This window comes from Planococcus halocryophilus, from assembly GCF_001687585.2.
Lineage (GTDB): Bacteria > Bacillota > Bacilli > Bacillales_A > Planococcaceae > Planococcus > Planococcus halocryophilus.
Map to the genome: position 1 here is coordinate 2,297,218 of NZ_CP016537.2, position 11,601 is coordinate 2,308,818.

The 11,601-nt window shown below is 39.5% G+C and carries 15 protein-coding genes; 6 read left to right on the forward strand and 9 right to left on the reverse strand.

Annotated elements, in window-relative coordinates:
* Positions 1 to 12: 12 nt before the first annotated feature.
* Complete coding sequence (locus tag BBI08_RS11610) at positions 13 to 1,179, reverse strand: FtsW/RodA/SpoVE family cell cycle protein (RefSeq protein ID WP_008498049.1); 1,167 nt, start codon at positions 1,177 to 1,179, stop codon at positions 13 to 15.
* A gap of 382 nt (positions 1,180 to 1,561) precedes the next feature.
* Positions 1,562 to 1,843: an Fpa/YlaN family protein gene (locus tag BBI08_RS11615; protein ID WP_008429175.1), complete on the reverse strand. Its 282-nt coding sequence runs from the start codon at positions 1,841 to 1,843 to the stop codon at positions 1,562 to 1,564.
* A gap of 170 nt (positions 1,844 to 2,013) precedes the next feature.
* Here BBI08_RS11615 and BBI08_RS11620 point away from each other — a divergent pair, with 170 nt between their 5' ends.
* Genes BBI08_RS11620 through BBI08_RS11630 form a run of 3 tightly spaced genes read left to right on the forward strand, consistent with a single transcriptional unit; the run spans position 2,014 to position 3,185 of the window.
* On the forward strand, positions 2,014 to 2,520 hold the full coding sequence (locus BBI08_RS11620; RefSeq protein ID WP_065528121.1) for a hypothetical protein: 507 nt from the start codon (positions 2,014 to 2,016) through the stop codon (positions 2,518 to 2,520).
* 12 nt (positions 2,521 to 2,532) lie between these two features.
* On the forward strand, positions 2,533 to 2,736 hold the full coding sequence (locus BBI08_RS11625; protein ID WP_008429170.1) for a YlaI family protein: 204 nt from the start codon (positions 2,533 to 2,535) through the stop codon (positions 2,734 to 2,736).
* Complete coding sequence (locus BBI08_RS11630; RefSeq protein WP_065528122.1) at positions 2,736 to 3,185, forward strand: hypothetical protein; 450 nt, start codon at positions 2,736 to 2,738, stop codon at positions 3,183 to 3,185. Before BBI08_RS11625 ends, BBI08_RS11630 begins: the two co-directional genes overlap by 1 nt.
* Here the strand turns inward: BBI08_RS11630 and BBI08_RS11635 are convergent.
* Together BBI08_RS11635 and typA are read right to left on the reverse strand one after the other, a co-directional pair.
* On the reverse strand, positions 3,179 to 3,508 hold the full coding sequence (locus tag BBI08_RS11635) for a YlaH-like family protein (RefSeq protein ID WP_008498051.1): 330 nt from the start codon (positions 3,506 to 3,508) through the stop codon (positions 3,179 to 3,181). The genes BBI08_RS11630 and BBI08_RS11635 overlap by 7 nt on opposite strands.
* A gap of 24 nt (positions 3,509 to 3,532) precedes the next feature.
* A complete protein-coding gene (gene typA / locus BBI08_RS11640) occupies positions 3,533 to 5,380 on the reverse strand; it encodes a translational GTPase TypA (protein WP_008498052.1) in 1,848 nt (615 codons plus the stop codon).
* Positions 5,381 to 5,491: 111 nt separating this feature from the next.
* Between typA and BBI08_RS11645 the strand changes: the two genes are divergently transcribed.
* Positions 5,492 to 5,689: a YlaF family protein gene (locus BBI08_RS11645; RefSeq protein WP_418312499.1), complete on the forward strand. Its 198-nt coding sequence runs from the start codon at positions 5,492 to 5,494 to the stop codon at positions 5,687 to 5,689.
* 34 nt (positions 5,690 to 5,723) lie between these two features.
* Here the strand turns inward: BBI08_RS11645 and BBI08_RS11650 are convergent, their stop codons facing one another.
* Positions 5,724 to 6,515 carry an inositol monophosphatase family protein gene (locus tag BBI08_RS11650; protein ID WP_008498054.1) on the reverse strand — a complete coding sequence of 264 codons (792 nt, stop codon included), beginning with the start codon at positions 6,513 to 6,515 and terminating at the stop codon, positions 5,724 to 5,726.
* Positions 6,516 to 6,601: 86 nt separating this feature from the next.
* Positions 6,602 to 6,796: a hypothetical protein gene (locus tag BBI08_RS11655; RefSeq protein WP_040850911.1), complete on the reverse strand. Its 195-nt coding sequence runs from the start codon at positions 6,794 to 6,796 to the stop codon at positions 6,602 to 6,604.
* 169 nt (positions 6,797 to 6,965) lie between these two features.
* Between BBI08_RS11655 and BBI08_RS11660 the strand changes: the two genes are divergently transcribed.
* On the forward strand, positions 6,966 to 7,607 hold the full coding sequence (locus tag BBI08_RS11660; RefSeq protein WP_008498056.1) for a YktB family protein: 642 nt from the start codon (positions 6,966 to 6,968) through the stop codon (positions 7,605 to 7,607).
* Positions 7,608 to 7,628: 21 nt separating this feature from the next.
* On the opposite strand, the gene BBI08_RS11665 is transcribed toward BBI08_RS11660, so the two are convergent.
* Both BBI08_RS11665 and BBI08_RS11670 read right to left on the reverse strand, forming a co-directional pair.
* Positions 7,629 to 7,907 carry a UPF0223 family protein gene (locus tag BBI08_RS11665; protein WP_008498057.1) on the reverse strand — a complete coding sequence of 93 codons (279 nt, stop codon included), beginning with the start codon at positions 7,905 to 7,907 and terminating at the stop codon, positions 7,629 to 7,631.
* 15 nt (positions 7,908 to 7,922) lie between these two features.
* Complete coding sequence (locus BBI08_RS11670) at positions 7,923 to 8,888, reverse strand: NAD(P)H-dependent flavin oxidoreductase (protein WP_008498058.1); 966 nt, start codon at positions 8,886 to 8,888, stop codon at positions 7,923 to 7,925.
* 134 nt (positions 8,889 to 9,022) lie between these two features.
* Between BBI08_RS11670 and BBI08_RS11675 the strand changes: the two genes are divergently transcribed.
* Entirely contained in the window at positions 9,023 to 10,492 is a 1,470-nt protein-coding gene (locus BBI08_RS11675) for an aminotransferase class I/II-fold pyridoxal phosphate-dependent enzyme (protein WP_008498059.1), read from the forward strand.
* A gap of 213 nt (positions 10,493 to 10,705) precedes the next feature.
* Here the strand turns inward: BBI08_RS11675 and BBI08_RS11680 are convergent, their stop codons facing one another.
* On the reverse strand, positions 10,706 to 11,533 hold the full coding sequence (locus BBI08_RS11680; protein WP_008498060.1) for a polysaccharide deacetylase family protein: 828 nt from the start codon (positions 11,531 to 11,533) through the stop codon (positions 10,706 to 10,708).
* Between the last annotated feature and the right edge of the window lie 68 nt (positions 11,534 to 11,601).

Below are 11,601 nucleotides of genomic sequence, written 5' to 3' on the forward strand. Positions count from 1 at the left end.
GCAGCACACCCTTTACTTTTTCGTTTTTTCGTATTTGTTGAACATGGAAACATTCATTAATACTCCCATAGATAAAGATAACAAAATTACAGAAGTTCCGCCATAGCTGATAAAAGGAAGAGTTACTCCAGTTAATGGAATAATTCCGGTTAAGCCACCTAAATTCACAAAAGATTGAATCCCAATCATGCTTGCAACACCCGTCGCTAACATTCTAGCTAAAGGATCATGTGTCGTCATAGCTATCCAAAGACCTCGCAATACGACAAATCCTAAACCACCTAAAACAAAGACCACCCCTAATACTCCTAGCTCCTCAGCTATGACTGACATTATAAAGTCAGTATGAGGTTCTGGAAGGTATCCTAGCTTCTGAATCGATTGCCCCAGCCCTAAACCACTTAGGCCACCAGAACCGATTGCTAAATAGCCATTAACGATTTGGAAACCAAATCCTAGCTCATCCGAAAATGGGTTGAAGAAAGCATCTAATCGACCTAGACGTTTTTCAGTAAAAATCCGGTCTCCTGCAAAAATCATAAAAGGAATAATGATAAGGGAGGCTGCTGCTACAAAGACTGCAGAAAGTCGAATAAACGGCTTTAAACGAACACCACTTGCGGACATGACCGATAGGCCGACTGCTCCAATAATCAACATAGATCCAAGATCGGGTTCAAGAAATACAGAAAATAGCACAAGTGTTAAGATGATAACTGGAGGTATAATTGCCTCATTTAATTTATTAATGGTGCCGTTATGGTATTTGTTAGCAAACACGCCAGATAAATAAAGAATTATTCCGACCTTTGCTACTTCAGACGGTTGGATATTCGCAAAACCTAAACTAATCCAACTACGTGCTCCCCCAGCTGCAAAACCGATAAAATGAACAGCGATCAATCCGGTAAAGACAACGATTAAGATGATTTTCATCATCCAGCGTTTCTTAAAATGCTTATACGGAAAAACAGCCGCTATTGCAAAAACCGGAAACGCAATTGCTAAGTTTATTAGTTGTTGTATGTAAAATCGATTGGGCTCAGAACCATAGTAATTGACCGACCACGCCATACTGGAGCTGTAAATCATAATCAGCCCAAATATAGTTAACGCTAAATAAGTAAAAAATAAAGGATAGTCAAAGTATTTTGCGTACTTCTTGATGTAAGATTTCATTTTTATACCTCTTTTAATTTAATAGAATAACAAGAAAAGCGTAGGCTGCCGTGTAGATTCGACGGGCATAAGATGCGCTGGCGAAGCGGCGTTCTTTGCCGCACAGCCAGAGTGACTTATGACCCTAGAATCTGGCAGCCAGAGCTAGACAACAAGAAAAGCGTAGGCTGCCGTGTAGATTCGACGGGCATAAGATGCGCTGGCGAAGCGGCGTTCTTTGCCGCACAGCTAGAGTGACTTATGACCCTAGAATCTGGCAGCCAGAGCTAGACAACAAGAAAAGCGTAGGCTGCCGTGTAAATTCGTTTTAAGTAAACCAGTAAGTTTAACTACTTCCCTTAAATTTCAAAAAAACTCAAACAGGATTCGTTTGAGTTTTAGATCATTTATTTGTATACGCATCGTGAAGAATCGAAAGTTTCTTTTCTAGCGTATCCATTAAATTTTTTCCAGCCTCACGTTCGATTAGCCCCAGCTTAACCGCAAAATCAATTTCGCGTGATAGACCGAACATTTGGGTGTCCAGCACCTCTTCATATAAAGGGCAAGATGGTAACGTTAAGTGATCCATTTGCACCTTGATTAATTGCTCGATTTTCTCTGCATCCGCTTTGAGGAGTTCTAAAGCCTTCAAATGGTATGTTTGTTCTTCTGTATGTTCCATGAGGACTCCCCCCATTTTCATGAGTTTTCTTCTCTATTTTCCTGTTTAAAGTGTATCTTTTACACAGGGAAAATGCAAGCCTCTTAGATGAAAGAGATGAATCCCTTTAGGAACTTGACATGAAAAGGTATACTATAAAAAGAGTAACTATCTAAATGGAGGGTTTACCCATGGAATTTATCGTACCTTTTAAAGGTGAAGTGAAATTTAAATTGATTCTGGATCCAACTGTATGGATTTTTGATGACCGCAAATTGAATTTAGAGACGTATTTTCAAGAAGAGCGGATTGAGAAAGATGAGCTTGAAGATTACAAACGCGGAATGGGTGAACATTGGTCTCGTGAAATTATGGAAGGCAGTACCGTACCCCCTACCTTGAATTCAGAAAAAACGTATAAGAGTAAAGAAAAAAAAGAAATGCTAACAGGAACTTTCGGTATTTTGTTTAAGCCATTTCTTTTAAATGCAGAACCTTTTGAACATGCAAAACGTGTTGTCTTTGAAACATTGCACGGTGAGTTCGAGTTTCCGATTGATCACGCTGAACAATTAATATTTAAATTTAGTGATCACGGTAAACCATTGAAAGAAGATGGCCCCGTCCATGTGCTTCTTCCGGATGGATCTAATCAAGAAAATCCCATTACCGATATCCAAGCCATCCGAGTCGAATAGGAGTGATAAAGCATGCGAGTAAAATGCGTAATCTGCGATAAAATTGAAGAATTAGTCGATGATACACTCCAGGCCAAACGCCTGCGTAACAGACCTATTCATACCCATATGTGTGACGAATGCCATGATCGTATAACAGAACGAACGAAAGAACGCTTAGCAACTGGTTCATTCCGCTTTTACCGAAGTTCCCGCAGTATTGAGGACGACTTCTGATGAAGCTCTTAAAGGGTCTCTGGATTGGATTTTGGAGTGGGTTGATTTTAGGAGTTTTACTAAAATGGGTTCAATCAGTTACTGGGGAACAAGTATATACGCTCTTGTTGAATGTTGATTTTATTCCGGTAATCGGTGATGTACAGTGGTCAGAAGTCACAGAATTTATTTTTCACATGAGTATTTCTTTAGTTATCGGCATTGTTTTTGTATTTTTAGCGAAACGACGGAAATACACATTTGGCCAATTGGTGATTCTTAGTTTACTTATGTCTATCCCTTTCCCGTTCCTTTACTTTTTACTTGCTGACCTTGCCATCAATGCGGATGTGCCAGCAGTTAATGACTGGAGTGCATTTCTGTACTGGGTATTTGGCCATTTAACCTATTCATTATTATTACCAATACTATACAAAACATTTGAACGCAAAAACGCTGTATCTCAATGAGATACAGCGTTTTCGCGTTTTTCGCGCCATAAGCGAACTTTATAAAGAATCAGTATGAGCGCTGCAATAACAAGCCCCTCAACAACCGGTAAGAAAAAGGCTAAAAACGTAAGCCCTAAACCACCAATTGCTAAAAATAGGCCAATTGCTGCATTTTTTCCAAGTGATAACTTTTTAGCAAACCCTAACTTATAAACAAAAGCCGAAAGCAGGAAAATTACCGCAAATAATGCGTATCCTGCCATTTCAAAACTCGGCAAATTTTGATATAAAATTCGGGCTACCGGATACATACTGTCATAGACAAAAGCTTGTTCGTCCACGTATTATACATCCTTCCTATTCACTTATTCTTCGATGGCAACTTTCTTTTTCTTAGCCATACGTTCACGTTCGTTTTTATCAAGAATCTTTTTACGTAAACGAATCGTTTGTGGTGTAATTTCACAATACTCATCATCATTCAAGTATTCAAGTGCTTCTTCAAGACTCATCAAACGCGCTTTTTTCATCGTTGTTGTTTGGTCTTTGTTAGCTGAACGGATGTTTGTTGCAGCTTTGATTTTTACGATGTTTACTGTAAGATCGCTATCGCGGTTATGCTGTCCAACGATCATGCCTTCGTAAATTTCAGCGCCTACTTCAACAAACGAAGTCCCGCGGTCTTCGATGCCCATTAAGCCGTAAGTCGAAACTTTTCCGCGCTCCATAGATACCAATACACCTTCGCGACGTCCGCCAACACGGCCAGAAGCAACTGGTTGGTAGCTATCAAATGTGTGGTTGATGATTCCGTATCCACGAGTTTGTGTCAAGAATTCAGTTGTGTAACCGATCAATCCACGAGCTGGTACGTTAAACACCATACGGACTTGTCCACTACCGTTGTTTATCATATCCAACATTTCGCCTTTACGTTCACCTAATGATTCAATGATGTTACCTGTGTATTCTTCAGGTACGTCAACTTGAACGCGTTCTACTGGTTCGCAGCGAACTCCGTCAACCATACGTACAATAACTTCAGGTTTTGAAACTTGAATTTCAAACCCTTCACGGCGCATGTTCTCGATTAAAATCGACAAATGCAATTCTCCGCGTCCAGAAACTACCCAAGCATCTGGTGAATCTGTATTATCTACGCGCAATGATACGTCTGTTTGCAATTGAGCATCTAAACGTTCTTGAATTTTTCTAGAAGTAATCCATTTACCTTCTTTACCTGCAAATGGGCTGTTGTTAACTAAGAAAGTCATTTGTAGAGTTGGTTCATCGATGCGTAGAATCGGTAATGCTTCGCGATGTTCTGCAGGACAAACCGTTTCTCCTACGTTGATGTCTTCCATACCAGAAATAGCAATTAAATCGCCAGCTTCTGCTTTTTGGATTTCCACTCGTTTAAGTCCCATGAAACCATGAATTTTCGTAACACGGAAGTTTTTGTACGAACCATCAAGCTTCATCAATGAAACTGATTGTCCAACTTCAATTGTTCCGCGGAATACGCGGCCAATACCGATACGTCCAACATAGTCACTGTAATCAAGAAGAGCTACCTGGAATTGAAGTGGCTCATCTCTGTTATCGATTGGCGCTGGAACGTGTTCCATGATTGCATCATAAATAACTTGCATGTTTTCTTCCTGATCAGATGGATCTGAAGAAAGACTTGCCGTACCATTCATACCTGATGCAAAGATAACCGGGAATTCCAATTGCTCGTCGTTAGCTTCAAGCTCGATAAACAATTCGATGACTTCGTCAACCACTTCTTCAGGGCGTGCAAAGTCACGGTCAATTTTGTTAACAACAACGATTGGTTTTAAATTTTGCTCAAGAGCTTTTTTCAAAACAAAACGTGTTTGTGGCATACAGCCTTCATAAGCATCAACTACTAATAGAACTCCATCAACCATTTTCATGATACGTTCAACTTCTCCACCGAAATCGGCGTGTCCAGGAGTATCTAAAATGTTGATTTTAGCGTCTTTGTACTGAATAGCAGTGTTTTTCGCAAGAATCGTAATTCCACGTTCTCTCTCTATATCATTAGAATCCATAGCTCGTTCTTCAACGTGTTCGTTTGAACGGAAAATTCCAGATTGTTGTAGAAGTTGATCCACCAAAGTTGTTTTACCATGGTCAACGTGGGCAATAATTGCAATGTTTCTTAAGTCGTTACGTAAGTTAGTCATATTTTCACTCCAATATTCTTTTTTCATGCCTATAACTGTGCTAGTATAGCACATATAGGTGTAAAACCCTAAGATTTTATTTCAGGCGGTAAGCTACAGGAGGAAAATCCAGTGATAAATCTAATAAAAAACATAAAATGGATATTTGTTTTGTATTCCTTGGCAGCAATCGTAGCGATGGTCTTAATCGGCTTGGCTATTGGCTTACGCAGTGTGTTAGGCATATTTGCAGCGATTCTAATGCTCGTTTTTGTCATGGGTATGGGCTTCAAAAAGAAAAAGGAAATGCGGGAAGCCGGATTACTATAATTATAAAAAAAGATGCGGAATTCCGCATCTTTTTTTACTTGAATTTTATATATTTTTCTAATAGTTCTTGGTGAATCGCTGGATTAGCCGCAATAAAAGTGTCTTGTTTTAAAAGGTTTGCTGGGTCACCTTTGAAGTTCGTTGTTATTGCGCCTACTTCATGGGCAATGACCATACCACCAGCAATATCCCACGGTGATAACCTCATTGAAATATACGCGTCGAAACGTCCGCATGCAACATAAGCAAGCTCGAGTGCAGCTGAGCCAAAAGAGCGTGTACCACGTACATCGCGAATTAACTGGATAATAGCTTCATGATCTAAATAACGATTTGGGATTGCCCATGTCGCATTCATCGCCACGATGGATTCGGATATCTCCGTTTCCATAAGCGGTCTTAGCTTTTCATTGTTGTAATACGCTCCTCCATCTTTTACTCCATGATACAAATCATCATTTACAACATCGTAAATATAGCCAAGTTTGCCTACTCCTTCTTCATATATTCCAAGAGAGATAGCAAAGTTTCTTTTTTGATGAACAAAATTCATGGTGCCATCAATTGGATCGAGCAACCAAATGATTCCCTTTGTATTTTGAATATCGTCCCCAAAGCCCTCTTCTCCGAAAATTCGATGCTCCGGAAAATCTCTGCGAATCCGCTCAATAAAAAATTGTTCAATTTCTTTATCCATATTGGTTACCAAATCATTGACATTAGATTTTGATTCAATTGTGATATCCGTTAAAAAGGAATTGCGAATTCGATGTCCTGCTTCTTTAATTAATGATTTTATGTATCTATCCATAGCGTGTAAATCCATTTATAAACGCCTCCCTATTAGTATTAGTATAACGAAAAAGGCATCTGCTGTCTTACTCTAGCAGATGCCTTTAGTGTATAGATGGATTAGAGCGCATGGAGGGCCTCCAGTTCAACGTGTATTTCATGGAGCCGCTGCTTGCTTTTTGACATTTGATGTTCATCTTTTTGCTGCATTGCATCGAACAGTGAAGCAAGCTCATAATCTAATTCCAATTTCAGCACATGAATATATTCCTTCTCTACATCCGCTTTCCGGATTATCTGAACCATCTGTTTCATAGTGAGCACCCCTTTCTTGCCGAACTCCGAAAATTCTGACTATTTTTGTTACAACTCAATAATACCACTTTTTTATTACAAAATCCATCATCAGAAACGTATTTATATTCTTTTTTCCCAAACTTCGTTAAAATGAAACCTGATTACTTAAATTAAGGGAGGATTTTTTTTGAAACCTTATTGGACTGAACAAGATTTTGATGTTTTCAACACTCCAGGATTGGAGGCACGGATGGCTGCATTAACTGAACTTATCCGCCCAAAATTTGCGGAACTTGGCACTGAATTTTCATCATTTTTTTCTGGGAAAACAGGAGATGAATTCTTCCCGCATGTTGCTAAACATATGCGCAGAACTGTAAATCCGCCAAATGATAGCTGGGTAGCTTTTGCTCCGTATAAAAGAGGATATAAAGCTGTTCCTCATTTCCAAATTGGTATGTGGGAAAGTCACGTATTTGTTATATTAGCTGTTATTTACGAAGCACCAAATAAAACAGCCATGGCCGAAAATTTATTACATTCAGAAGTTCTTGAAAGTTTGTCTGGTGAATTCGTTGTTTCCGGAGATCATATGAAACCACAATCTAATGCATTAAACGAATTAGGTGACCAAGGTCTTGAGAAATTACTTATCCGTTTGCGCGATGTGAAAAAAGGTGAATTTGTCATCGGACGCCATTTAACTCGAGAACAGGCTGCATTTTTTACTAAAGAACAATTTTATCAATTTGCTGAAGAAACGTTCGAGGAGTTGCTCCCCGTTTACAATACGTTGCTTCAAGCTACAAAAGAACCTGTCAGCCGTTAGGCTGCAGGTTCTTTTGTACTCTTACTTCTTGTTCAATTTGATTTTTTGGTCATCTGTTCCAGCTTTCATTTCTTTAATAACCGGAAAACTAGCATAGCCACTTTCTTCTTCAAATTCACGAAAATACGTTTTTTCTTCTGATATAGCAGGAACTACCTGTTTAAATTTACGGTATCGCGTTAACAACTCTTGTCTGTTGATGCCACTTTCGTAGGCCATTTCAATTGCTTCAAAAAAACTGACAACGTCAATAATTTCTTCTGTTGACCATTCAATTGAAAATGGATAAGAATAATCCATTTTTCATCCCTCTTTTCATCTAGTGATTGACCATTTTTCACGGATTGCTCCAGCTTGCTTGACCATACCTTCAATCAGTTCCTGAACTGTTGGCACATTCTTGATCAATCCGGTTACTTGTCCAGCCCAGCCAAATCCTTGGTCTTTATCTCCATTATAGATGAAACGTTTGTTGGCTTCACCACTAATATATTCTTTTAAGGCCTCATAGGTCGGTGTTTGACTTTCAATCTCCAAAATTTTGTCCGTCCAGCTATTTTGTAAAGTACGCGCGGGAGCCCCAATGCTGCGCTTAATAATCACCGTATCGTTCTCGGAGCTATCGATTAATTGTTGTTTATACGCACTAGATGCATGAACACATTCTTTTGTTGCGATAAAACGCGTTCCCATCTCAATCCCTTCTGCACCTAAGGCATGGGCTGCCATCCAACCTCGTCCATCACCAATACCACCTGACGCAATAACAGGAATCTTCACAGCATCTACTACTTGAGGAATCAACACCATCGTACCAATGTCGTCACGCCCTAGATGGCCGCCCCCTTCTTGCCCGACGACCATTACAGCATCAGCACCTAGACTTTCTGCTTTTTCAGCTTGTCTTCTGGCAGCAACCAGCACTAATTTTTTTATATCGGTTCCTTTTAACTGTTCAAATATTGGCGTTGGGTTCCCCCCCGTCATGGAAACGACTGGTACTTTTTCCTCGATTGCCACATCAAGCATATGAGAAAATGCACGGCCATGATCGCCAATCGCAAAATTAACGCCAAAAGGCTTGTCCGTCAACTTTCTAACTTTTTTAATTTCAGCTCTCAATTCTTCTGGCGTAGAAAGACTCATCGCTGTAATTTGACCCAGACCGCCAGCGTTTGAAACAGCTGCTGCTAATTCTGCATAAGCTAAATAAGCTAAGCCCCCCTGTATTATCGGGTAGCGGATTCCAAGTAGCTCAGTTACCTTTGTTTTGAATTCCATTAACTCACTCCTTTTCTCTCTATACCAAATGTATTCGCTTCCATATTGGAAAATCCTTTTATTTATACTATAGTAGGGTACATCATGCTATAATTCTTTTTGTTTTCATTTTATTTAGTGAGGTGGGCTTATCATTGTCTCAATTAGAAACTCCGTTATTTGATGCACTTTTAAAGCATCGAAATCGGCACCCGATCCAATTCCATATTCCTGGTCATAAAAAAGGACAAGGCGTCGATCCCGCATTCCGGGAATTTGTCGGCGATAATATTCTTTCCATTGATTTGATCAATATTGCACCTTTGGACGATTTACATTCTCCAAAAGGAGCTATTAAAGAAGCACAAGAACTAGCTGCCAAAGCTTTTGGAGCAGATCATACATTCTTTTCTGTACAAGGTACAAGTGGTGCAATTATGACTATGATTTTAAGTGTTGTTGGACCAAATGATAAAATTTTGGTTCCAAGAAATGTTCATAAATCGATTATGTCTGCGATCGTTTTTGCTGGAGCTATTCCGATTTTTATTCATCCAGAAGTGGATACTGTGCTTGGTATTTCTCACGGTATTTCAGCAGAAGCTGTAGAAAAAGCATTGATTGAATATCCAGATGCTAAAGCTGTATTGGTTATCAATCCAACTTATTTCGGTGTAGCTGCTGATTTAAAACGAATTGTGGATATTGCCCATGAGCGCAATGTTCCAGTTTTAGTTGATGAAGCACACGGTGTTCATATTCATTTCCATAAATCACTACCGGTTTCTGCAATGGCGGCAGGTGCAGATATGGCTGCAACTTCTGTCCATAAACTAGGTGGTTCTATGACACAAAGTTCTGTACTGAATGTACGCGAAGGTCTAGTATCACCAAAACGCGTACAGTCTACACTATCGATGCTAACCACGACATCAACTTCTTATCCAATTTTAGCTTCTCTTGACACAGCACGTCGTCAATTAGCGGTTCACGGCTACGATTTGATTGACCGGACTATTCGATTAGCTCAAGATGCGCGCAAACGAATTAATAAAATGCCTCATTTGTATTGTGTTGGAAAAGAAGTATTAAATTCGTCAGCCACTTTTGATTTGGATCCGACAAAATTATTGATTAGCGTCAAAAATTTAGGCATCACCGGTCATCAAGCCGAGGAATGGCTAAGAGAAAACGCTAATATCGAAATCGAACTTTCCGATTTATACAATATTCTTTGTCTCGTTACAATTGGCGATAGCCGCAAAGAAGTGAATTTACTGATCAATGCTCTTCAACGTATGAGCGAAACATTAGATAGCGACGCTGCCGTCGTGGAACCTGTTGTGATGATTCCAGATATCCCAAGGCTTGCCATGACACCACGAGACGCTTTCTATGCAACGACAGAAGTTATTTCGATTAATGACGCTGTTGGACGCATTTCTGCAGAATTTATCATGGTTTATCCACCAGGTATCCCTATTTTCATCCCAGGTGAAATTATTACTGAAGAAAACATCAACTATATTCACATGAACGTCGCTGCCGGGTTGCCAGTACAAGGACCAGAAGACGATACACTGCAAATGCTACGCGTAATAAAAGAACAACAAGCTATTAGGTAAATAGAAAAGCGTAAGCAGCCATGTAGATTCGACAGGCATAAGACGCACTGGCGAATTGGCGTGTTTTCAGCCACACAGCCAGAGTGGCTTATGTCCCGAGAATCTGGCTGCTGGAGTCTAGACAACGAAAAGTGAAAGTGCCTGGTCAGCTCCGACTTTTACAACTTCATAAAACCTGAAAACGATCCACAGAAAAAATTCTGTGGATCGTTTTTACATTTCTTCGATTTCTTTCGGATCAACAAAGCCATAACCCTTATCTTCTAACCCTTGAATAATCCCAGGCAACGCTTCGACTGTCCAATCACGATCGTGCATCAACAAGTTAGCTCCATTATTCAAATACTCAGTATTAACCATGATATCTGTTAATGTTTGAGCATCTTGATATTGTTTTTCCCAATCATAACCGTATGTCCAGTTCATCAATACCATTTTTTCGTCTGCGACCAACTGCTTGCTGAAATCTGTATTAGAACCAAATGGAGCGCGGAAAAACTTAGGTTTTTCACCCGTGATTTCCTCTACCATTTCACTGACTTTCAAAATTTCCTCTTGCTGTTGTTGCTCAGCTAACCCTTTTAAATCTTGATGACTGTAAGCGTGATTCCCAATCATAAAACCCATTTCATGAATTTTCTTTAGTTGTTGTTTTTTTTCATCTGACTCTAAAAAATGACCATTCACAAAGAAAATAGCTGGAATGTTCTGGCTTTTCAAGGTTTCAGCCATTTCCAATGAATGCTTGTCCGGTGCATCATCTATTGTCACGAGCACCACTTTTTCATCAGCATCCAAAATCGGCTGCACAGACCAATTGGCTGGATTAACTTTGTATTGAGGTTCCTCGACCTGTTCCTCGACTTCTTCTACTTCTTCTACTTCTTCTTTTTCTACATTTTCTTCTTGTTTTTCTGTTTCAGTATTTCCCTCCACGTTTTTTGTTTCTTTTTCTTCACTCGTAGAGGTGTTTGTATCATCTCCACATGCTGTTAGTAAAAAAGATACTGCTGCGATAGCTATCCATTTTTTATGTATCATTTCAAAACACCCCTTCAATAAACAAATCTTACCATGAGAATCTACTTTGTTCCAAAAAAAAGAAGCCG

Bases quoted from the DNA above. Each gene is read 5' to 3' on its own strand.
- BBI08_RS11620 (WP_065528121.1), top strand. From the start codon at position 2,014: ATGGAATTTATCGTACCTTTTAAAGGTGAAGTGAAATTTAAATTGATT.
- BBI08_RS11625 (WP_008429170.1), top strand. From the start codon at position 2,533: ATGCGAGTAAAATGCGTAATCTGCGATAAAATTGAAGAATTAGTCGAT.
- BBI08_RS11650 (WP_008498054.1), bottom strand. From the start codon at position 6,515: ATGGATTTACACGCTATGGATAGATACATAAAATCATTAATTAAAGAA.
- typA (WP_008498052.1), bottom strand. From the start codon at position 5,380: ATGACTAACTTACGTAACGACTTAAGAAACATTGCAATTATTGCCCAC.
- BBI08_RS11655 (WP_040850911.1), bottom strand. From the start codon at position 6,796: ATGAAACAGATGGTTCAGATAATCCGGAAAGCGGATGTAGAGAAGGAA.
- BBI08_RS11610 (WP_008498049.1), bottom strand. From the start codon at position 1,179: ATGAAATCTTACATCAAGAAGTACGCAAAATACTTTGACTATCCTTTA.
- BBI08_RS11630 (WP_065528122.1), top strand. From the start codon at position 2,736: ATGAAGCTCTTAAAGGGTCTCTGGATTGGATTTTGGAGTGGGTTGATT.
- BBI08_RS11670 (WP_008498058.1), bottom strand. From the start codon at position 8,888: ATGGAATTCAAAACAAAGGTAACTGAGCTACTTGGAATCCGCTACCCG.
- BBI08_RS11665 (WP_008498057.1), bottom strand. From the start codon at position 7,907: ATGGATTATTCTTATCCATTTTCAATTGAATGGTCAACAGAAGAAATT.
- BBI08_RS11615 (WP_008429175.1), bottom strand. From the start codon at position 1,843: ATGGAACATACAGAAGAACAAACATACCATTTGAAGGCTTTAGAACTC.
- BBI08_RS11680 (WP_008498060.1), bottom strand. From the start codon at position 11,533: ATGATACATAAAAAATGGATAGCTATCGCAGCAGTATCTTTTTTACTA.